Below are 19,655 nucleotides of genomic sequence, written 5' to 3'. Positions count from 1 at the left end.
GTTCCGCCAACGGGACCGCCCGTAGCGTCCGTGGGGACACGTCTACGGAGGCACCGTGCTCGATCCCGCCGCGCCGCAACTCGTCATCAACGCCCGGACGCTGCTGTTCAGCTGGCTCCCGGCGGACCCGGGCGCGGCCGAGGCGCTGGTGCCGACCGGGCTCCGCCCGCATCCGCAGCGGCAGGTCTTCCTCAACCAGTACGTGGTCGACGACGACACGCAGACCTCCGGCTTCGGGGCCTACTCGCTGACCTACCTGGGCGTCTCCCTGGCGGACATGGAGCCGCCGGACCGGGAGACCCCCGGTGGCTGGTGGACGCACTACCTGGCCTCCAGCGACCGCGTCCGGCAGTACGCCGCCGCGCGTGGCGCCCCGGCCGCCGACGGGACGACCCGGCTCGACCTGCGGCGCGGGTGGCTCACGGCCGAGACCTGGGTGGACGACCGCCCGCTGATCCGGGTCACCGCCCGCGTCGGGCACACCGGCACCGACGCGTACAGCGGCCACCACCGCTATCTCACCCGCCACCTCGGGGAGCTGATCGTCACCGACTACCCGTACGTGGCCGAGCCGGTGTCCCCGTTCGAGGTCGAGTCGGTGGAGTTCCTGGCGCCCGACCATCCGGTCCACGCGCTACGCCCGGCCAACCCGCTGGACGTCTGCTGGGGGTTCTACTCGCCCCGGGTGTCCTTCGCCTACCCGGCCCGGCCGGGTCCGCCGGGCGAGCCGGCGGCACGTCACCAGGTGCCGGCGCGTCGGGCCCGCAGCGGTCTGCCGTCCGGGTCGTAGACCAGCCGGTACGCGGGCAGCGCCCAGATCCGCGTACGCCAGGGCAGTCGCTCGGGACGGTGCGGCCGCAACCGGCCGGGCGGGCGGGGACCGACACGGCCGCCGTCGTGCCAGCGGTCCAGCGCGTCCGCCGCCGCGGTGATCGCCGCCACCGCGTCCGCCGGGTCCAGCAGGTCGTCGTCCTGCGTCCCGTCCGGGTCCCGGTCCAGGTGCTCACGCCACAGCCGCAGCCGCAGGTCCCGGGCGAAGGCGCGGGCGCCGTCGCCGAGGCCGGCCGGGTCGGCGGGCGCCCGCTCGTCGCGGGTGTCGTCGAGCACGGCGCAGGACAGCTCGCTGTCGTGGGTCCAGGAGCGGCGGTTGAAGTTGTCGCTGCCCACGCTGGCCCAGACGTCGTCCACCACGCACACCTTGGCGTGCACGTAGACCGGGGTGCCCTCGTGGTTCTCCACGTCGAAGATGTGCACCCGCTCCGGGGCGGCCCGGTGGCAGAGCGAGAGCGCCTGCTCCCGGCCCACCATGTTCGGCGGCAGCGCCAGCTTGCCGTCCACGTCCGGATGACGGGGCACCACCGCCACCAGGTGCAGCTCCGGGTGCTCGCGCAACGCCTGGGCGAACAGTTCGGCCACCTCGGTGGACCAGAGGTACTGGTCCTCCAGGTAGATCAGCCGGCGGGCCCGGCGGACCGCCTTGGTGTAGCCGCGGGCCACGGTGCGCTCGCCGTCCGGGGCGAAGGAGTAGCGGGGGCGGACCGCCGGGTAGGTGCGCAACACCTGGATGTGGTGCGGGCCGCAGGGTGGCGGGTCGGCGGGCTGCTCGGGCAGCGGGTCCGGGGTGAGGTCCGAGCCGCGCAGCCGGTCCCGCAGGTAGGCCAACGGGTTCTCCGAGTCCAACGGCATCGGGTCGGTCCACCGCTCGCGGAACGTGGTGTCCAACGCGCCGACCACCGGGCCGCGCACCGCGAGCTGCACGTCGTGCCAGGGCGGGGTGGGGCCGTACCGGGGGGACATGCCCACCGGTTGCGGGTCGCCGGCGTGCGCGGCGTCGTCGCGCCGGCTGTGGCACAGGTCGATGCCGCCGGCGAACGCGATGTCGCGTTCCGGCTCGTCGGGGTGGCGCAGCACGACCAGCTTCTGGTGGTGCGATCCGCCGCGGCGGACCCGCTGGTCGAGCAGCACCTCGCCGCCGGCGGCGCGGATCGTCTCGCTGAGGTCGCGGTTCTCCGCCTCGCTGTAGGAGAGCGTGTCGAGATGGGAGCGCCAGAGCAGCCCCTTGACGATCACCCCGCGCTGGGCGGCCCGCGCGAACAGTTGGGCCACGGTCGGCCCGTCGGGGCGCATCCGTTCGTCCGGGTCGCCCCGCCAGTCGGTGAAGAACAGGTGGTCGCCGTCGCCCAGCGCCTCCACCTCGCTGACCAGCCGGTCAAAGTACGCGGATCCGTGAATCAGCGGCTCGGCGAGGTTTCCATCCGTCCAGACGGGTAAATCAGAGCCTGGGTTGGCGCGTTCCTGTGCGGTGAGGAACCAGTCCCGCAGGGTCACGTTCCAACCTCCCGAGGTCGACGACAGTCCTCACACGGTAGGACCCCCGGCAGGGCCCCGCACCACGACGCAGCAGGTCGGCGGCGGTACGCGCCTGGGGTACCCCGGACCCCTGGATCGCGAAACCCAAGGAGGCACAGACATGCCCGCCGAGACGACGAACACCGTGACCGACGGCCGCGACCAGGCGGTGGAGGGGGAGCGGGGTGCGCTGGTGGCGGTCCTGTTGATGGTGATCCTCGGGGTGGCCGGGATCTTCGCCGTCTCCTGAGCCGCGCCGGGCGCCCCGGCGAACCGGAGCGCCCGAGCGGGGCCGTGCCCCTGACCGCCCGGTCAGGGGCGGTCGCCCTGACCGTCGCTGTGCGGCAACCGCCCGGTCGGGATCACCCCGAGCCGGCCGGCCTGGAAGTCCTCGACCGCCTGGATCAGCTCGGCCCGGGTGTTCATCACGAACGGGCCGTAGTGCGCCACCGGCTCGCGGATCGGCTGGCCGCCCATCAGGTAGAGCTCCAGCGCCGGGGTGTTGCCGTCCTGCGTCCGGTCGGCGGTGATCCGCAGCGCGTCGCCGGGCCCGTGCACGGCGAGCTGACCCAGGTGGATCGGCTGCCGGTCGGTGCCGACCGTGCCCCGGCCGGCCAGCACGTAGACGAGCGCGTTGAAGTCCGGCCGCCAGGGCAGGCTCAGCTCGGCCCCGGGCTGCAACGTCACGTGCGCGATGGTGATCGGCGTGTGGGTCGAGCCCGGCCCCCGGTGCCCGGCGATCTCGCCGGCGATCACCCGGATCAGGCCGCCGCCGTCGGGCGTGGTGAGCAGCGCCGACTCCCGGCCGCGGATGTCCTGGTAGCGCGGCGCGCTCATCTTGGCCACCCGGGGCAGGTTGACCCAGAGCTGGAGACCGTGGAACAGGCCGCCGCTCATCACCAGCTGCTCCGGCGGCGCCTCGATGTGGAGCAGGCCGCTGCCGGCCGTCATCCACTGGGTGTCGCCGTCGGTGATGGTGCCACCACCACCTGTCGAGTCCTGGTGGTCCATGATCCCGTCGATCATGTAGGTCACCGTCTCGAAGCCCCGGTGCGGATGCCACGAGGTGCCCTTCGGCTCACCCGGCGCGTAGTCCACCTCGCCCATCTGGTCGAGGTGGATGAACGGGTCGAGATCGGTCATGGAGACCCCGGCGAAGGCGCGGCGGACCGGGAAGCCCTCGCCCTCGTAGCCGCTGGGCGCGGTGGTGACCCGGCGGACCGGGCGGTAGCTGGTGGACTCGTCGAGCTTCGGCAGGCGGGGCAGGACGAGGACGTCGTCGACGGTGATCGCGGGCATCACGGGCTCCTTTACTTGTCGGCCGGGGTGGACGACGCGACGCGGTCGGCGCGCAGGCGCCGGCCGAGCCGCTCGAAGACCCGGGTGAGGCAGGCGACCTCGGCGTCGTCGAGGTCGTCGATCAGGTGGGTGCGCACGGAGCGCCTGTGGTGCGGCGCGGCCTCGCGCAGGGCCAGCAGGCCGGCCGCGGTGAGCACGGCCTCGCTGCCGCGCCGGTCGGCCGGACAGGACTCCTTGGCCACCAGGCCGCGCTTCTGCATCGAGGTGACCTGGTAGGTCAGCCGGCTCGGGGAGAACACCAGCCGGTCGGCCAGCTCACCCATGCGCAGCCGCTGCCCCGGCGCCTCGGAGAGCAGCACCAGCACGTGGTAGTCGGCGAAGCTCAGCTCGCTGGCCACGCGCAGGTCGTCCTCCAGTTGGGTGAACAGCCGCTGGCTCGACTCGATGTAGGCCCGCCAGCAGGCCATCCGCTCCGCGTCCAGGCTCTCCGTCATGCCGCAAAGATAGCACTACTTAAAATTTAAACAAGTGCCTTCGACGTGGCCGCCAGCACAGTCCCGTCCGTAGGAAGTCGATCGGTCGAAATTTGAAGCGACCGCCCGGCTAGGGTCGGGGGATGGATGACCTCGACGTGCTCGACTGGCGGGAGCGGGTGGCCGGGCTCTACCTGTCCGACCTCGACCTGAGCGGGTTCCGGGCCGCCCGGGACGAGCTGTTCCGCAGCCACCCGAGCAGCCCGGTGCCACCCGCCGACCGGGTCGGGTTCACCGGACTGCGGTGGTACCCGCCGGACCCGGCCGCCGTGGTGGAGGCGCCGCTGCGGCCCGCCACCGGCGCGCTGAGCATCGACACCGGCGGGCCCGACGGGGTGGTCGACTACCGCCGGGTGGCGGTCGCCGAGACACCCTGGGGGCCGCTCACCCTGTGGTGGATCGACGCGTACGGGGGCGGGCTGTTCGTGCCGCTGCGCGACGCGAGCTGCGGCGACGGGTCGTACGGCGGCGGGCGCTACCTGACCGACACGGTGAAGGGCACGTTCGGGCGGGGCCTGACCGTGCTGCCCGGCAACCGGGTCCGGCTCGACGCCAACTACCTCTACAACCCGAGTTGCGCCTACGACGACCGGTGGGCCTGCCCGCTCGCCCCGCCGGAGAACCGACTCGACGTGCCGCTGCGCGCCGGGGAGCGGGCGTACCACTAGTGACGCGGAACGGGAGGGCCCCGACCGGGACCCTCCCGCGGGTGGCCGCCGGCCGCCTCAGCGGGCGGTGGCCCCGGTGGGCGTCAGGTGCATCCGACCGAGCATCTGCCGTGCCTGCTCCGCCAGCTCCGCGTCCACGGTGACCGCGTACTGGCTGGCCCGCAGCGAGCTGGCCGAGGTGAAGTCGCGCTGTCCACCGCTCATGGCGTGCGCGACCGCGCCGAACACGGCGCCCCAGATCGCGCCGATGACCAGCCCGACCAGGATCACCGCCAACCAGTTGCCGGCCGTGAAGATGCCGAAGAGCAACCCGATGAACAGGCCGAACCAGGCTCCGGTGCCGGCGCCCAACAGCGCCGCCCGGCCCGTGGTGAGTCGCCCCATCACGGTCTCCACAAGCGTCAGGTTGGTGCCGACGATCGACGTCCGTTCCACCGGGAACCGGTTGTCGGCCAGATAGTCCACCACGCGTTGGGCGGACGGATAGTCCGGGTACGAGCCGATCGTGACGGTCGGCGGGCCGGCCTGCGGCCCGTGCCCGTCCCCGCTCGGCGGCGTCGGGCGACCGCCCGGGCCGGACGGGAGGTTGTCGCTGCCCGGCATTCCGGGTCGCCAGGCCGCGGTCGGAGTCGAGGGTCTGGTCATGAGCATCCTCCTTCGTCAACCCGCCGCGTTCCCGACACCGGCGAGCGGTAACGCGCCGGCCCGCGCCGATCCGGCGAGGCATGGTGACGGCGAGGCCGGGTAGCCCGTGACGTGCGGACCGGACGGATCAGTGAGCACGGCTTCCTCGCCGACGGGCGCAGCGCCGCCCTGGTGGACACCGCCGGCGCGGTCAACTGGTGGTGTCCGGCCCGGTTCGACGGGCCGTCGGTCTTCGGGCGGCTGCTGGACGACGACGCCGGGCACTGGGCCATCCATCCGGAGGGCGAGTTCACCAGTACCCGGTCCTACCTGAACGACGCGCTGGTGCTGCGTACCGTCTTCACCACACCGACCGGGACGGTGGCGGTCACCGACGCGTTGGCGCTGGAGCCCGGCGCGCGCGGGCACGACGTCGGGCTGCGGTCGCCGCGGGTGCTCGCGCGGCTGGTCGAGGGGATCGACGGCGAGGTGCCGATGTGGGTGGACTACGCGCCGCGGTTCGAGTACGGCCGGGTCGGCGCCTACCTCACCGAGCACGACGGGGTGGTGGTGGCCACCGCCGGCGCGTGCCGGCTGGAGCTGCGCGCCGACGTGGACCTGACGTTCGCCGACGGGACCGCCGTCGGGCGGTTCACCGCCCGCGCCGGCAGCGCCCACCACTTCACCCTCGGGTACGCCCCGACGTACGCCGGTGGGACGCCGACGCTGCCCGACGCCGCCGAGATGGTGGCCGGGACGGTCGCCGGCTGGCGGTCCTGGGCCGAGCTGCACGACTACCGGGGGGAGTACCGCGACCTGGTCCGGCGCAGCGCGCTGGTGGTGCAGGGGATGACCTACGGGCCGAGCGGCGCGGTCGTCGCGGCGGCCACCACCGCGCTGCCGGAACAGCTCGGCGGGGACCGCAACTACGACTACCGTTTCGTCTGGCTCCGCGACTTCAGCCTGACGCTCCAGGCGCTCTGGCGGGCCGCCTGCCCGGACGAGGCGGACCGGCAGTTCACCTGGGTGGCCCGGGCGATGGGCCGGCTCGGCGACGCCCCCGCCCCGATCATGTACGGGGTCGAGGGGGAGCGGGACCTGACCGAGCACGACCTCGACCACCTCGCCGGGTACGCCGGCAGCCGGCCGGTGCTGGTCGGCAACGACGCCTGGCGGCAGCGGCAGAACGACGTGCTGGGCGAGGTGCTCGACGCGGCCTGGCTGATGCGGCACTACCTCGACCCGATGTCACCCGACGTGCGCCACCTGCTCCGCACGCTCGCCCACCAGGCGGTACGCGACTGGCACCGGCCGGACGCCGGGATGTGGGAGGCGCGCGACGCCGAGCGGCACTACGTCTCGTCCAAGGTGCAGTGCTGGACCGCGCTGGACCGGGCGGTCCGGTTCGGGTCGCGGCTCGGCGACCCGGCCGACGTGGCCCGCTGGGCGGCGGCCCGGGACGAGGTCCGGGCGGCGGTGCTCGCCCAGGGCTGGAACGAGCGGGTCGGCGCGTACACCGGCGCGTTCGACTCCGACGACCTGGACGCCTCGGTGCTGGTCATGCCGCTTGTCGGGTTCCTGCCGGCGGACGACCCGCGGATGCGCGCCACGATGGACGTGATCGAGCGGCGGCTGTCCCACAACGGCCTGCTGCGACGCTGGGACGGTGACCCGGCCGGCTTCGTGATCTGCTCGTTCTGGCTGGCCAGTTGCCTGGCCGAGGCGGGCGAGCTGGACCGGGCCCGGCGGTTGTTCGAGCAGCTCGCCGCGCGCACGAACGACCTCGGCCTGTACGCCGAGCAGATCGACCAGGTCACCGGCGAGCAGCTCGGGAACTTCCCGCAGGCGTTCTCGCACATCGGCCTGATCAACGCCGCCGGCCGGATCACCGAGGCCGCCGCGCGGTTCGCGCACGACCGACCGGCCGTGCCGACCGGCGCGGCCCGCACGGAGGGAGCACGCGGATGACCGGACGGCTGGCGGGCAAGACCGCCCTGATCACCGGCTCGGACTCGGGCATCGGCCAGGCCACCGCCATCGAGTTCGGCCGGGAGGGCGCCGACGTGGTGGTGCACTACCTGCACGACCACGCCGGGGCCAACCACACCCGGGCCGAGATCGAGTCGGCCGGCGGGCGGGCCGTGGTGGTGCAGGGCGACATCAGCGTCGAGCACCAGGTCGACGCGATGTTCGACGAGGCGCTGGCCGAGTTCGACCGGCTGGACGTGCTGATGAACGACGCCGGCGTGGACGCCTCCGGCATCCCGGTGGCCGACCTGGACACCGAGACCTGGGACCGGTGCATCCGCACCAACCTCTACGGCATGTTCTTCTGCTGCCGGCGGTTCGTCCGGCACCGCCGGGACGCCGGCGGCGGCGGAAAGATCATCAATATCACCTCGATCCACCAGGAGGTGGCCCGGGCCGGCGGCGCGGACTACGACGCCAGCAAGGGCGGCATGCTGGAGCTGGCCAAGAGCCTGGCGCTGGAGGTCGCCCCGATGCGCATGAACGTCAACAACATCGGGCCCGGGATGGTGCTCACCCCGTTCAACCAGGAGGCCATCGACGACCCGAAGTACCTGCACGAGCAGGTGCAGAGCATCCCGTGGAAGCGGGCCGCCGAGCCGGCCGAGATCGCGAAGCTGGCGGTGTTCCTGGCCAGCGCCGACGCCGACTACGTGACCGGGTCGACGTACTTCATGGACGGCGGCCTGATGCAGAACCAGGGCCAGGGCGCCTGAGCGGCGCCGCCGCGCCGGGTGCGGGAGGATGGCGCGGTGAAGCTGGTCGTCATGGCGGACACGCACGTGCCGAAGCGGGCGCGGGACCTGCCGGAACCGCTCTGGGCGGCGGTGGACGCCGCCGACGTGGTGGTGCACGCGGGGGACTGGGTGGACGAGGCGCTGCTGGACGCGCTCGAGGCACGGTCGCGCCGGCTGGTCGGCGTGTACGGCAACAACGACGGGCCGGCGTTGCGGGCCCGGCTGCCCGAGGTGGCCCGCGTCGAGCTGGCCGGGCTCAGGGTCGCGGTGGTGCACGAGACCGGGCCGAAGACCCGGCGGGAGGAGCGGTGCGCCGCCGCGTACCGCGACTGTGACCTGCTGGTCTTCGGCCACTCGCACATCCCGTGGGACACCGTCGCCCCGGGCGGGTTGCGGCTGCTCAACCCGGGCTCGCCCACCGACCGGCGGGCCCAGCCGTACGCGACCTACCTGACCGCCCGGGTGGCGGCGGGGCGGCTCGACCGCGTCGAGCTGCACCGCCTCCCCCCGCGCTGATCGCCGGGCTCAGCGCCCCCGGCCGGTCTCCGCCTGGAGCTCGTCGATCCGTCGGGACGCCTCCGCCTTGGTCAGCCCCTCCGGCACCGTCTCGCCCGCCTCCTGGGCCAGGGTGTGCAGGTAGGACTCCTGGGCCGCGGTGGGCGGCTCGTCGCCGGTCACCCAGTCGTCCGGGTCCTTGACGGCGGCGTCCGGGTTCACGGTGGTGCGGTCGTTGGTGCGGTCGGCCATGATGATCACCCTTTCTCGAACGGATGTGCCATTACCCCCGTGCCGGCCGGTTCATGCCGGCCGGCACCTACGATCAACCGATGACAGCGGACCGGGCGGGTGTGGTGGTGGTCGGCGCGGGCATCGCCGGGGTGGCGTGCGCGACCGAGCTGGCTCGGGCCGGCATCCCGGTCGAGGTGCGCGAACGCGCCCGGGTGACCGGTGGGCGAATGGCCAGCAAGCGCTTCGACGGGCGTCCCGCCGACCTGGGTGCCGCCTACTTCACCGTCGACGACCCGGACTTCGCCGCCGTGGTCGCCGGCTGGCAGGCCGCCGGGCTGGTCCGGGAGTGGACCGACACGCTCGTCGCGTACGGGCCGCGCGGCCGGGAGCAGGTGACCGGCCCGATGCGCTGGGCCGCCCCGCGCGGGCTGCGCTCGCTCGTCGAACACCTGGCCGCCGACCTGCCGGTCACGCACGACCGGCTGATCATGGTGGTCGAGCCGGGACCCCGGGTGGACGGCCGGGCCGCCGAGGCGGTGGTGCTCGCCATGCCGGGCCCGCAGGCCGCCCTGCTGCTCGACCCGGCGCTGGAGACGGCCACCCGCGCGGTGGCGACCCAACGCTGGTCGTCCACGCTCGCCGCGGTGCTGCACTTCCCGTCCCGCCGCTGGTCCGACTTCCGGGGCGCGTTCGTCAACGACCACCCGGTGCTGAGCCTGGTCTGCGACGACGGCGACAGGCGTGGCGACGGCGCTCCGGTGCTGGTCGCGCACACCACGCCGGCGTTCGCCGCCGGGCACCTGCTCCAACCGACCGCCGCCCGGCCGGAGATCGAACAGGCCGTCCGGGACCTGCTCGGGCTGCCCGAGCCGGCCCTGTCGACCCACGTGCACCGATGGACGTACGCCCGGCCGGTGGCGACCGGCGCGGACGGCACGTTCCACCTGGACGACGACGGGATCGGCCTGGCCGGCGACGCGTTCGGCCGGCCCCGGGTGCAGAGCGCCTGGCGGTCCGGCCACGATCTCGGTCGGGCGTTGGCCGCCCGGCTGCGCGGGGACTGAGCCGCCCCCGCCGGCCGTCGGGGATCGCTCAGCCGGCCGGCACCGGCTCCCTGCCCGCACCGGTCTCGGTGCTGTCCCGGGTGCGGTCGCCCGCCCGGTCCAGTAGCTGCATGACCGGCGTCGCGGCGACCCCGTGGGCCACCACCGAGACCACCACCACCAGGCCGACGGTGGCCCAGAGCAACTCCGCCTGCGGGAAGTCCGTCTTGCTGGTGGCGTACGCCAGGTAGTAGAACGAGCCGACGCCGCGGATGCCGAACGCCGAGATCACCCAGTGCTCGGCCGGCCGGCCCGGCGCGCCGCGCAGCGACAGCCAGCCGACCAGCGGCCGGATCACCAGCACCAGGCCCAGCCCGACCAGCGCCGCCGGCCAGGTGAGCGGCGTCAGCAGCCCACCGATCACCGCGCCCCCGAACAGCAGCAGCAACAGCACGGTGAGCAGCCGTTCCACCTGCTCCGCGAAGTCGTGCAGCACGGAGTGGAACTCGCTGGTGCGTTCGGCGGCCCGGATCGCCCGGGCGGCCACGAAGACCGCCAGGAAGCCGTACCCGCCGATCACCTCGACCAGCCCGTACGCGAGGAACGTGGCGGCCAGCGCGAGGAAGCCCTCGGAGTGCTTGGCCAGCCGCAGCGTGCTCGGGGCGCGGAAGAACAGCTTGCCGAGCAGCCAGCCGACCAGCAGGCCCCCGCCCACGCCGGCGGCGAGCTTGTAGACCACGTCCACGGCCACCCACTCGGCCAACCAGTCGGACGGGGCGAGGCTGGTGCTGGCGATCGCGATGGCGGCGTAGACGAACGGGAAGGCCAGACCGTCGTTCAGGCCGGCCTCCGAGGTGAGCGCGAAGCGCACCTCGTCCTCGGAGTCCTCCACGTCGGTCGGCTCACCCACCTGCACGTCCGAGGCGAGCACCGGGTCGGTCGGCGCGAGCGCCGCCCCGAGCAGCAGCGCCGCCGCCGGCACCAGGCCGGCCCACCACCAGCCGAGCAGCGCCACCGCGGCGATGCACAGCGGCATGGCGATGGCCAGCAGCCGCCAGGTCGACGACCAGCGGGCCCAGCTCAGCGGCCGGTCGATCTTCAGACCGGCGCCCATCAGGGCGACGATCACCCCCACCTCGGTGAGGTGGGTGGTCAGCTCCGGCGAGCGCAGCGGATCCGGTGTCGGCAACCCGGTCGGCAGCGCGAAGACCAGCATGCCGAGCCCGAGGAACGCGATCGGCATCGACAGTGGCCGCTTCTCCAGCACCCGGGGCAGGATGCCCGCCAGCAGCGCACCGACGCCCAGCAGAGCGAACGCGACATCGACCGGTTCCACGACCCCACCCTTCGGCCGCCCGGCGGCCGGGCGGAGGTGGTCAGCAGTGCCCCGAACCGCTGCCGGCTAAGCCTTTCGACGCAGCGGTGTTGACCGGCGGCTCAGCCGAGGGAACCGATCGCGCTGTCCGGCAGCCCGTCGAGCAGCTCGGCCGGGTCCTCGTACACCGCCACCGCGCCGGCGCCCGCCAGCTCGGCCCGGCCGGTGCCGCCGCAGGTCAGGCCGATGCAGGGGATGTCCAGCTTGCCGGCCGCGGCGACGTCCCAGACCGAGTCGCCGACGAACACCACCCGCTCGGCGGCCAACCCCGACTGTTCCAGCGCGGCGGCCAGGATGTCGGGGGCGGGCTTGCTCTCCTTCGCGTCGGCCGAGGAGGTGACCGTGTCGATCACGTCGTCGGCGTCCAGCGCGGCGCGCAGCACCGCCACCTCGTGCTCGGCCGCCGAGGTGGCGAGCACCACCCGCAGGCCCCGGTCCGCGCAGGCGTGCAACAGCTCCCGGGCCCGGGGCAGCGGCGCGAGCCGCTCCCAGTACTCCGCGTAGAGCGCGTCGTGCGCGTCGCGCAGGCGCCCGTCGGCGTCGGTGTCCCGTTCGGCGCCGAGCAGGTGGTCGAGGAGCTTGTCCGAGCCCATGCCGATGGACCGGTGGATCCGCGCCATCGGCACCCGGTGATCGGCCTGGCGCAGCGCCTCCCACCAGCTCACCGCGTGCAGGTAGGTGGAGTCGATCAGGGTCCCGTCGACGTCGAAGAGGACGCCGTGGCGCGTGTCGTCGGTCATGGCGTGCCTCCTACCCGGGACGGATGCGGGCGACGCGCGGCTCACCCGGCCGGAATGAGGATCTCGAACCAGACCGTCGAGCCACGTACGGTCGGGTCGGTGCCCCACGCGTCGCTCAGCTCCTCGATCAGGCCGAGCCCGCGGCCACGGCTGCTCAGCGTGTCGGTCTGGGCGCGGGTGACCTGCCCCCGGGTGCCCGAGTCGGCGACCGACACCAGCAGCCGCTCCGCGCTCAGGTCGATCTCGACCCGGGCGGCGGTGCCGGCGTGCAGCAGCGCGTTGGTGGTCAGCTCGCTGGTGCAGAGCACCGCCGCGCCGACCACCGCCTCGGGCACCTGCCACTCGGTGAGCTGGGCGGTCAGCCAGTGCCGGACCCGGCTCGGCGCGGTCGGCTCGGCCGGCACCTCCATGCCGGCCGACCGGCTGGGCCGGACCGCGTGCTCCACCGCCAGCACGGCCACGTCGTCCTCGGTGGCGCCCGGCACGGCGGCGGTCGCGACCGCGCACAGCGCCCGGGGGTCGCTGCCGTTCGCGGCGCTCACCGCCGCGCCCAGCCCGGCCAGCCCGGAAGCCAGGTCCTGCCAGCGTCGCTCCACCACGCCGTCGCTGTAGAGCAGCAGCGTGTCGCCGGGACGGAACGGCACGGTGACCGGGCGCGGGACGCCGCCGAGGCCCAGCGGTGGGCCGGGCGGCACCTCGACGAACTCCGCGGCCGGGCCGGCGTCCGTCCGGCCGCGCCGGATCAGCGGCGCGGGATGGCCGGCGCTGGCCAGCGTGACCTGCTCCCGGTCGGCGTCGACCACACCGAACACGACGGTGACGAACAGCTCGTGCGTGCCGCCCTCGACGCCCAGGCTCGCCACCAGCCGGTCCAGACCGCCGAGCACCGCGTCCGGCCGGGGATCGGACAGGGCGAGCGCGCGCAGCGCGGCGCGGACCTGACCCATCCGGGCGGCGGCCTGCACGTCGTGCCCGGCCACGTCGCCCAGCACCACGCCGAGCGCGCCGGTGGGCAGCAGGAACGCGTCGTAGAAGTCGCCGCCGGCGGCGTTGCCGTCGACGCCCGGCTCGTAGCGGGCCGCGATGCGCAACCGGGGCAGGTCGGGCAGTTGCTCCGGCAGCATGCTGCGTTGCAGCAACTGGGCGGTGCCGTGCTGGGTCTCGAAGCGGCGGGCCCGCTCGGCGGCCTGGCCGATCAGCTCCGCGGACGCGGCGAGCAGCGCCCGTTCCGCCGGCGACCAGGGGCGTGGCGCCTGGTAGCCCACGGTGAGCGCGCCCCGGACCACGGTCGAGCGCAGCGGCAGCGCGGCGAGCGCCCGGATCTTCTCGTCGTGCCGGTCCGCCGCGACGTCGCGCAACGGCTGCCCGTCGGCGGTGAACGAGGGCACGCCGCTGCGCGCGGTGACCACCGCCGGCAGCGTCGCGTCGGCGCTCGTCCGGCGCCACAACGGCGGCAGCCGCTCGTCGGCCTCGTCGAGCAGCTCGCCCCGGATCCGGCGGACCAGCCGCCAGGTGGTGCCCTCGTCGACCACGAAGGAGACCCGGTCGGCGTCGAACGAGTGCAGGCAGTAGCGCAACGTCACCCGGGCCACGTCGTCCAGGGTGAGCGTGCCGGAGAGCGCCGCGGCGAAGTCGCTGAGGCTCTGCAACTGCCGGGTGAGCTGGGTGGTCTGCGCCGAGACGGTGAGCACGCCGACGATGCGGCCGGTGGAGTCCCGGACCGGGGAGTGGCCGCGGGTGAACACCGCCGGCTCGGCCGGTCCGGCGCCCTGCCGGTCGGCCGGCAGCACCGCCTCGCGCTCCAGGAACGGCTCGCCCTGCCGGTAGACGCGCGCCAGCGCCTCGCCGGCGCCGGCCTCCCGCCACACCTCGGCGAACACCTCCGCCGCCGGCCGGCCCAGCGCGTCCGGGTGCCGATCGCCGATCAACTCGGCGTAGCCGTCGTTGTAGAGCAGGACCAGGTCGTCACCGAGGAGCAGGGCCATCGGTACGGGGGAGGACAGCACCACGTCCGCCACCGCGCGCACCGCCGGGTCCCAGCGCTCCGGGGCGCCCAACGGCGTACCGGCCCACGGGTGGGCCGCCGCTCCCGGAGTGGGGGCGGACGGCGTGGGAATCCGACCGACGGTGCCTGGCATGACCGCAGCCTAACCGGCGGGTGGCCGACGGGTTCCGATCATGCGGCCACCGTCGCTGCCGGTCACCGTCGGCGTGAACGTTAAGGGCAGGTCAGGGCCGGTTCGGCGGGTCATGTCGGGAAATTGCCCCGGTCCGGCCCGGCGTGCTGTCCAGAGCGACGGGTATGCGGGCGGCGCAGTTCACGCGACAGGAGGGACATCATGCCGAAAACCCTCGCGGTCGGCCAGGTCGACATCAGTGCGGCCTGGACCGACTTCTGGAGGTCGGTGCTGCTCTTCGTACCGAGGGCCATCGCGTTCATCGCGATCCTCGTGGTGGGTTGGCTCATCGCCCGAGCCGTCCTCAAAATCGTGGACGCGGCACTGGAACGGGTCGGGTTCGACCGCGCCGTGGAGCGCGGCGGGATCAAGCGCGCCCTGGAACGCACCAAGTACGACGCCAGCGACATCCTGGCCAGACTGGCCTACTACGCGGTCCTGTTGTTCACCCTGCAGTTCGCCTTCGGGGTGTGGGGACCCAACGCGATCAGCGACCTGATCCGCGGGGTGGTGTCCTGGCTGCCGCGGGCCTTCGTGGCGATCGTCATCGTGGTGATCGCGGCCGCCATCGCCAACGCCGTCCGGCAGTTGGTGTCCGGCGCGCTCGGCGGGCTCTCGTACGGCCGGATCCTGGCCGACGTGGCGGCGTTCTTCATCCTGGCGCTCGGTGTCATCGCGGCGCTGAACCAGGTGGGCATCGCCACCACGGTGACCACGCCGGTGCTCATCGCGTTCCTCGCCACGGTGGCGGGAATCCTGGTCGTCGGTGTCGGCGGTGGTCTGATCAAGCCGATGCAGAACCGCTGGGACGGCTGGCTGGACCGGGTCTCGGAGGAGTCCCGGGCGTTCCGGCAGCAGCGGCAGGGGCAGCAGACCGGCCGCGGCGACTACGAGCGGCGGATGGCCGACCGGGGCGGACAGCCGGCCCCGACCGGGCCGCAGTCGTCCATGTCGGGAGCGGGCACGTACCGCTCCGGCGAGCGGGGCGACGAGACGCAGCAGTTCCGTCGGCCGGGCGGCTGACGGCAGCACGGGTGACGGGGTGTCCGCGGGGCGATCGCGGGCGCCCCGCGCCGTGTCTCAGGCCAGGTGGCGCGGGTCCAGCGCGCGGGCCAGCAGGCAGACCGCGAGCAGCCGGGTGAGCAGCCAGCCCGGCGCGGACCAGTCGACCGGCCCGACCGGCGGCGTCCAGCCGTGCTCGGACGCCGCCTCCCGCAGCCCCTCGGCGTACCCGGCGAGCGCCGCCACGGTCAGCGGCCTGCGGTCACCGTGCAGGCTGTCGCGTACCCCGGCGGCGTGCTGGTCGACCTCGGCGAGCAGCCCGGGGTTCAGGCGGGCCGCGGCCAGGCCGGCGGCGCCGACGGCGGCGGTGAGCGTGGTGAGGGTCGACCGTGCGGCCACCGCCGCGGACGGGGTCGCGACCCGGTTGTTCGGCACGCGCATGGGGACCGAGGCTAGCCCCGCGCGGACCGGGGCGACCTCGGCCGACCGGACGATGCCCGGCTCGTCCGGGCGACCCGACCCGCCTCGGCCCCGGGGATTGAGCCGCCCGCGGCGGGGCAGAAGGGAACCACGCAGACGACGCAGCCGAGTCCGCGGAGGCACACGATGGGACAGCAGGCCGACGGACCGGACCGGGCGCACCGCCGGCCGGACGGGGTGAGTGACGCCACGGTCGAGGCGCTGGGCAAGCTCGGTGAGGCGCTGGAGTGCGTCGAGCGGGCCCGCGGCCACCTCTACGAGCTGCACCAGCTCATCGGCCACGCCGATCTGATGCTGGACGAGGCGGTGGAGCGGTTCCGCTCCGCCGGCCACCCGACCATCGCCGAGCGGATCGACCGGGACCTGCTCGGCCGCAACGTGATCGCGGGTCGGTGGACGTTCCAGATCGTCGAGGACTTCGACGACGGCTACCACGCGCTCTTCCGAGAGGTGGACCGGCAGGCCCGGGACGAGCTGGTCGGGGGCCGGCGGCACCTCTACGAGGCGGAGCTGAAGGAGCGGCGCCGCAGCCGGGGACGGCCGGGGCACGAGGCGCGCCCGGCCGAACGGTGATCAGTCGGAGGAGCGGGCCTGCGCCGGGCGACGGCGGCGGGCGCCGTCGTCGGCGATGATCACGGTCGCGACCATCAACGCGACCACCACGCTGAACAGCCAGGAGCTGTCGTCGCTGAACTTCGCCGCAACGGGAGCCTGGACGGCGGCGAGCAGGAAGCCCAGCCAGGCGAGGCGGCGCTGACGATTGGAGAGGAAAGCGGAGCCCTGATCCATCCCGAAATTCTTACGCGCCGGACCCGGAGAACTGCCAGCCGTTCGGCCGATTCTGGATGGGCTGTCCGTTTTCCCGACCGTCCGTACGGCAGTTTTTGTCGTTTCGGTCGATGCGCGCTCCCGGTTCCGGGCACTCGACGGTGCCCGGAACCGGGGTAAGTCAGATGCTGTCCGGTCCGGTCCGACCGGTGGTGGACGGCCGGTACGCCCGGTCCGCGTCGGTCATCTCCCGACGCTCGGCCTCCGCGCCGGCGCCCCGGTCCACCGCCTCCGGACCGTGGCCGAACGCGGCCTCCTCACCGGCGTCGTTCCCGGTGGCGTCGTCGGCCTGGCCGTCCAGCGTCGACCGGGCGATCGCCTGGTCCAGCTCGTGCAGGGGAGTGCGGTCCTCGTCGCGCCACTGGCGGTCGTTGTCGGTCATTCCCCTGCGGTACCCGGGCCGGATGATCGCAAACGGACCACGGGCACGGCGATGGCCGCCGGCGGAGCCGGCGGCCATCGGGGTTCGTGCGGGGGAGACGCTCAGGGGGTGGGGCGGTCGACCCCGCCGCGCCAGGCGCCGGTCTCCTGACCGCGTCGCTCGATGAACTGCTTGAACCGCTCCAGGTCGCCCTTGGCCCGGCGGTCCACCACGCCCAGCTTGTCGCCGGCCTGCTCGACCACGCCGTGCGGCTCGAACTCCATCTGCAACGTGACCCGGGTGTGCCCCTCGTCGAGGCGGTGGAAGGTCACCACACCGGCCTGCTGGGTGCCGCCGGTGGACCGCCACGCCACCCGCTCGTCCGGGAGCTGCTCGGTGATCTCGGCGTCGAACTCACGCTTCACACCGGCGATCTCCACGGTCCAGTGCGTCATCGTGTCGGAGAGCTGCCGGACCTCCTGCACGCCCTCCATGAAGTGCGGGAACTCCTCGAACTGGGTCCACTGGTCGTACGCGGTCCGGATCGGGACGTCCACATCCACGTGTTCCACAACGCCGCTCATGTCGGGGTTCCTCCTGTTCCGCCGGTGTGCTGTCGCGAACCGTGGGCCGGCCCGCTCACCAGCGCGTCGTCTCGTTCCTGTGCCCGAGTGCGGCCCACACCTCGGAAACCGTCTGGTAACGCGTGTCGTCCGGCAGGCCCTCCAGGGCGGCGACGATGTCCGCCGGCGCCTCGTTCTCCCGGGCGTTGGCCACCAGCGCGTCGCGGTCGCCGGGCAGCGCCGCCATGCCGATGAACCGACCCAGCCGGCTGCGCGCCTCCACGTCCGTGGAACTCATCCCCTGCGGGGAGCCGGTGCGCAGGTCGCCGGCCGGCGCCGTGGTGGCCTCCGGCTGGTCCTCGCCGGACGGCTCGGCCTGGCGGAACTCGTCGACCCGGGCACCACCCGTGCCCGGACCCTGGACCAGGCCGCTGACCTCGCTGCTCATCTGGTCGTCGACCCTGGGCGAGTGCTTGCTGCTGCCACGTTCCATGCCCTCAGGGATGCCCCGGGGGACCGCCGGTAAACCGGAGCCGGTCCGGCGGGCCGGTCATCCGGCCCGCAACCGGGCGGGCGGTGTCAGGAGTCGGCCGGCGCGCGGGGCGGCAGCACCGGCTCCGTCGGGTCCTCGACGCCGGCCTGTATCGCCCGGCCCCGCTGCAACTCCGCGTTGACCTGCACGCCGAGCATCAGCGCGCAGTTCGACAGGTAGAGCCAGACCAGGAACGCGATCACCGCGCCGAGACTGCCGTAGGTGACGTCGTACGAGCCGAAGTTCGCCACGTAGAGGCCGAAACCGAAGGACGCCAGCACCCAGGCCAGCAGCGCCAGCCCGCCGCCCGGGGTGAGCCAGCGGAAGCGCGGCTGCCGCACGTTCGGCGCGATCCAGAACAGCAGCGACAGCAACGTCATCGCGACCAGCGCGAGCAGCGGCCACTTCGTCACCGACCAGGTGGTCCGGGCCAGGCCGCCGGCGTGCAGCCGGTCGCCCACCGCGTCGGTGACCGGGCCGCTGACGATCAGCCCGGTGGCCACCACCGCCAGCAGCAGCATGGTCACCGCCGCCATGCCGATCTGGAGCGGGCGGAGCCGGTAGAACGGCCGGCCCTCCTGGACCCCGTAGATCGCGTTGGAGGCCCGGGTGAACGCGCCGATGAACCCGGACGCGGACCAGAGCGCGCCGAGCAGACCGAAGCTCAGCAGCGCCTTCGCCGGGCCCTGCTGCTCGACCACGGTGTGCACCACGCCGACGAACGCGTCGTTGCCGACGACCGAGCCGGCGCCGATCTCCCGGGCCAGGTCGATCACGGTGTCCACCGTGCGCGGGCCGTCGGAGACCAGCCCGACCAGGGCCACCACCACGATCGTGGACGGAAAGAGCGCCAGCACCCCGTAGTAGGTGAGCGCGGCGGCCCAGTCGGCGCAGTTGTCCTTGACGAAGCCCTGGCCGCTGCGCATCAGCACGCCCCGCCAGGTGCGCCAGTCGAGCTGGCGCATCCGGCGGGGGAAGCGGGCGCGGGTCGCACCGTCGACAGTGGGTGGTGTCGTCGCCGTCATGACCGCCTCCTCCACGCGCCGGTGCGCCACCGGGGCGTGGCCGGGCGGTACCCCACGGTGGAAATCGACAAACCGTGCACCGGTTTGTCCCCCGGACCGGAGGGAACGACACCTGACACCCGACCGAGACGGAGGTGGACGAGATGCCCGGGCGCGAGGTGTTGCCCAGCACGTTGAAACGGTCCCCCGCCAAGGCGCAGCGGACCTGGGAGAAGACGCACGACTCGGCGGTCGAGACGTACGGCGAGGGGGAACGCGCGCACCGCGTCGCCTTCGCCGCGGTCAAACACGAGTACGAGAAGGTGGGCGACCACTGGGAGGCCAAGGGCCGCAAGGGCCCGAGCGACAAGCAGGCCGCCGGCGGCGGACCGGCCCGGCGCGCGCCCACGGCCGGCGGGGTGGACGCCAACGCCACCAAGGACCACCTGATGTCGGTGGCGAAGAAGCTCGACGTGCGGGGCCGCTCCCGGATGACCAAGCCGGAGCTGGTGAAGGCGATCGAGAAGGCGAACAACAACGCCACCCGCAAGGCCCGCGGCGGTCGCTGACCCGCCAGGGGTAC

The 19,655-nt window shown here is 73.8% G+C and carries 24 protein-coding genes; 10 read left to right on the top strand and 14 right to left on the bottom strand.

Features of this window, described 5'->3' with window-relative positions; translation table 11 throughout:
* The first annotated feature begins 55 nt into the window (after positions 1–55).
* Entirely contained in the window at positions 56–790 is a 735-nt protein-coding gene (locus AB0B02_RS14625) for a hypothetical protein (protein ID WP_281939479.1), read from the top strand.
* On the opposite strand, the gene AB0B02_RS14620 is transcribed toward AB0B02_RS14625, so the two are convergent.
* Positions 739–2,328, bottom strand: coding sequence for a phospholipase D-like domain-containing protein (locus tag AB0B02_RS14620; RefSeq protein WP_281939481.1), 1,590 nt, complete (start codon positions 2,326–2,328; stop codon positions 739–741). The two genes, AB0B02_RS14625 and AB0B02_RS14620, sit on opposite strands and share 52 nt — an antisense overlap.
* Positions 2,329–2,470: 142 nt before the next feature.
* Here AB0B02_RS14620 and AB0B02_RS14615 point away from each other — a divergent pair, with 142 nt between their 5' ends.
* Entirely contained in the window at positions 2,471–2,599 is a 129-nt protein-coding gene (locus AB0B02_RS14615) for a hypothetical protein (RefSeq protein WP_255563042.1), read from the top strand.
* A 62-nt stretch (positions 2,600–2,661) separates the two neighbouring features.
* On the opposite strand, the gene AB0B02_RS14610 is transcribed toward AB0B02_RS14615, so the two are convergent.
* Both AB0B02_RS14610 and AB0B02_RS14605 read right to left on the bottom strand, forming a co-directional pair.
* The gene (locus tag AB0B02_RS14610) at positions 2,662–3,648 is read right to left on the bottom strand and encodes a pirin family protein (RefSeq protein WP_281939484.1); all 987 of its coding nucleotides are present in this window, start codon (positions 3,646–3,648) and stop codon (positions 2,662–2,664) included.
* Positions 3,649–3,659: 11 nt separating this feature from the next.
* Complete coding sequence (locus tag AB0B02_RS14605) at positions 3,660–4,142, bottom strand: MarR family transcriptional regulator (RefSeq protein WP_357300493.1); 483 nt, start codon at positions 4,140–4,142, stop codon at positions 3,660–3,662.
* A 122-nt stretch (positions 4,143–4,264) separates the two neighbouring features.
* Here AB0B02_RS14605 and AB0B02_RS14600 point away from each other — a divergent pair, with 122 nt between their 5' ends.
* Positions 4,265–4,849, top strand: a complete 585-nt coding sequence (locus AB0B02_RS14600; protein ID WP_357300491.1) for a DUF1684 domain-containing protein — start codon at positions 4,265–4,267, stop codon at positions 4,847–4,849.
* Between the two features lie 57 nt (positions 4,850–4,906).
* On the opposite strand, the gene AB0B02_RS14595 is transcribed toward AB0B02_RS14600, so the two are convergent.
* The gene (locus tag AB0B02_RS14595; RefSeq protein WP_281939490.1) at positions 4,907–5,494 is read right to left on the bottom strand and encodes a general stress protein; all 588 of its coding nucleotides are present in this window, start codon (positions 5,492–5,494) and stop codon (positions 4,907–4,909) included.
* Between the two features lie 111 nt (positions 5,495–5,605).
* Between AB0B02_RS14595 and AB0B02_RS14590 the strand changes: the two genes are divergently transcribed.
* From AB0B02_RS14590 to AB0B02_RS14580, 3 genes are read left to right on the top strand one after another with little or no spacing between them, the layout of a single operon-like run.
* Positions 5,606–7,441 carry a glycoside hydrolase family 15 protein gene (locus AB0B02_RS14590; protein WP_357300489.1) on the top strand — a complete coding sequence of 612 codons (1,836 nt, stop codon included), beginning with the start codon at positions 5,606–5,608 and terminating at the stop codon, positions 7,439–7,441.
* Positions 7,438–8,217 (top strand): SDR family oxidoreductase, encoded by a 780-nt coding sequence (locus AB0B02_RS14585; RefSeq protein WP_281939494.1) that lies wholly within the window; start codon positions 7,438–7,440, stop codon positions 8,215–8,217. The genes AB0B02_RS14590 and AB0B02_RS14585 overlap by 4 nt, the downstream gene beginning before the upstream one ends.
* Positions 8,218–8,253: 36 nt before the next feature.
* Complete coding sequence (locus AB0B02_RS14580) at positions 8,254–8,754, top strand: YfcE family phosphodiesterase (protein ID WP_281939496.1); 501 nt, start codon at positions 8,254–8,256, stop codon at positions 8,752–8,754.
* A gap of 9 nt (positions 8,755–8,763) precedes the next feature.
* Here AB0B02_RS14580 and AB0B02_RS14575 read toward each other — a convergent pair whose 3' ends face one another.
* On the bottom strand, positions 8,764–8,985 hold the full coding sequence (locus AB0B02_RS14575) for a DUF3072 domain-containing protein (protein WP_281939498.1): 222 nt from the start codon (positions 8,983–8,985) through the stop codon (positions 8,764–8,766).
* Between the two features lie 80 nt (positions 8,986–9,065).
* On the opposite strand from AB0B02_RS14575, the gene AB0B02_RS14570 reads away from it, so the two are divergent.
* Complete coding sequence (locus AB0B02_RS14570; RefSeq protein ID WP_281939500.1) at positions 9,066–10,031, top strand: FAD-dependent oxidoreductase; 966 nt, start codon at positions 9,066–9,068, stop codon at positions 10,029–10,031.
* 28 nt (positions 10,032–10,059) lie between these two features.
* Here the strand turns inward: AB0B02_RS14570 and AB0B02_RS14565 are convergent, their stop codons facing one another.
* The 3 genes from AB0B02_RS14565 to AB0B02_RS14555 all read right to left on the bottom strand — a co-directional run bounded on the left by AB0B02_RS14565 (position 10,060) and on the right by AB0B02_RS14555 (position 14,263).
* Positions 10,060–11,346, bottom strand: coding sequence for a cation:proton antiporter (locus tag AB0B02_RS14565; protein WP_281939502.1), 1,287 nt, complete (start codon positions 11,344–11,346; stop codon positions 10,060–10,062).
* Positions 11,347–11,447: 101 nt separating this feature from the next.
* Positions 11,448–12,125: an HAD family hydrolase gene (locus tag AB0B02_RS14560; RefSeq protein WP_281939503.1), complete on the bottom strand. Its 678-nt coding sequence runs from the start codon at positions 12,123–12,125 to the stop codon at positions 11,448–11,450.
* Between the two features lie 41 nt (positions 12,126–12,166).
* Entirely contained in the window at positions 12,167–14,263 is a 2,097-nt protein-coding gene (locus tag AB0B02_RS14555; RefSeq protein ID WP_357300484.1) for a SpoIIE family protein phosphatase, read from the bottom strand.
* Positions 14,264–14,464: 201 nt separating this feature from the next.
* Between AB0B02_RS14555 and AB0B02_RS14550 the strand changes: the two genes are divergently transcribed.
* Positions 14,465–15,325, top strand: coding sequence for a hypothetical protein (locus AB0B02_RS14550; RefSeq protein WP_281939506.1), 861 nt, complete (start codon positions 14,465–14,467; stop codon positions 15,323–15,325).
* A gap of 57 nt (positions 15,326–15,382) precedes the next feature.
* Here AB0B02_RS14550 and AB0B02_RS14545 read toward each other — a convergent pair whose 3' ends face one another.
* The gene (locus tag AB0B02_RS14545; RefSeq protein WP_281939507.1) at positions 15,383–15,745 is read right to left on the bottom strand and encodes a DUF6401 family natural product biosynthesis protein; all 363 of its coding nucleotides are present in this window, start codon (positions 15,743–15,745) and stop codon (positions 15,383–15,385) included.
* 165 nt (positions 15,746–15,910) lie between these two features.
* Between AB0B02_RS14545 and AB0B02_RS14540 the strand changes: the two genes are divergently transcribed.
* The gene (locus AB0B02_RS14540; RefSeq protein WP_281939508.1) at positions 15,911–16,357 is read left to right on the top strand and encodes a hypothetical protein; all 447 of its coding nucleotides are present in this window, start codon (positions 15,911–15,913) and stop codon (positions 16,355–16,357) included.
* Here the strand turns inward: AB0B02_RS14540 and AB0B02_RS14535 are convergent, their stop codons facing one another.
* The 5 genes from AB0B02_RS14535 to AB0B02_RS14515 all read right to left on the bottom strand — a co-directional run bounded on the left by AB0B02_RS14535 (position 16,358) and on the right by AB0B02_RS14515 (position 19,093).
* Positions 16,358–16,573, bottom strand: a complete 216-nt coding sequence (locus AB0B02_RS14535) for a hypothetical protein (RefSeq protein WP_281939511.1) — start codon at positions 16,571–16,573, stop codon at positions 16,358–16,360.
* A 160-nt stretch (positions 16,574–16,733) separates the two neighbouring features.
* Positions 16,734–16,994, bottom strand: coding sequence for a hypothetical protein (locus AB0B02_RS14530; protein WP_107160680.1), 261 nt, complete (start codon positions 16,992–16,994; stop codon positions 16,734–16,736).
* A gap of 101 nt (positions 16,995–17,095) precedes the next feature.
* A complete protein-coding gene (locus AB0B02_RS14525; protein ID WP_357300480.1) occupies positions 17,096–17,557 on the bottom strand; it encodes an SRPBCC family protein in 462 nt (153 codons plus the stop codon).
* A gap of 55 nt (positions 17,558–17,612) precedes the next feature.
* The gene (locus AB0B02_RS14520; protein ID WP_281939515.1) at positions 17,613–18,029 is read right to left on the bottom strand and encodes a DUF2795 domain-containing protein; all 417 of its coding nucleotides are present in this window, start codon (positions 18,027–18,029) and stop codon (positions 17,613–17,615) included.
* An 86-nt stretch (positions 18,030–18,115) separates the two neighbouring features.
* Entirely contained in the window at positions 18,116–19,093 is a 978-nt protein-coding gene (locus AB0B02_RS14515; RefSeq protein ID WP_357300477.1) for a YihY/virulence factor BrkB family protein, read from the bottom strand.
* A 143-nt stretch (positions 19,094–19,236) separates the two neighbouring features.
* Here AB0B02_RS14515 and AB0B02_RS14510 point away from each other — a divergent pair, with 143 nt between their 5' ends.
* Positions 19,237–19,641 (top strand): ChaB family protein, encoded by a 405-nt coding sequence (locus AB0B02_RS14510; protein WP_281939519.1) that lies wholly within the window; start codon positions 19,237–19,239, stop codon positions 19,639–19,641.
* Positions 19,642–19,655 lie beyond the last annotated feature (14 nt).

The organism is Micromonospora sp. NPDC049240, assembly GCF_040647835.1.
Lineage (GTDB): Bacteria > Actinomycetota > Actinomycetes > Mycobacteriales > Micromonosporaceae > Micromonospora.
The sequence above is the reverse complement of the archived record's forward strand: the minus strand, read 5'-3'. Positions and strand labels throughout refer to the sequence as shown.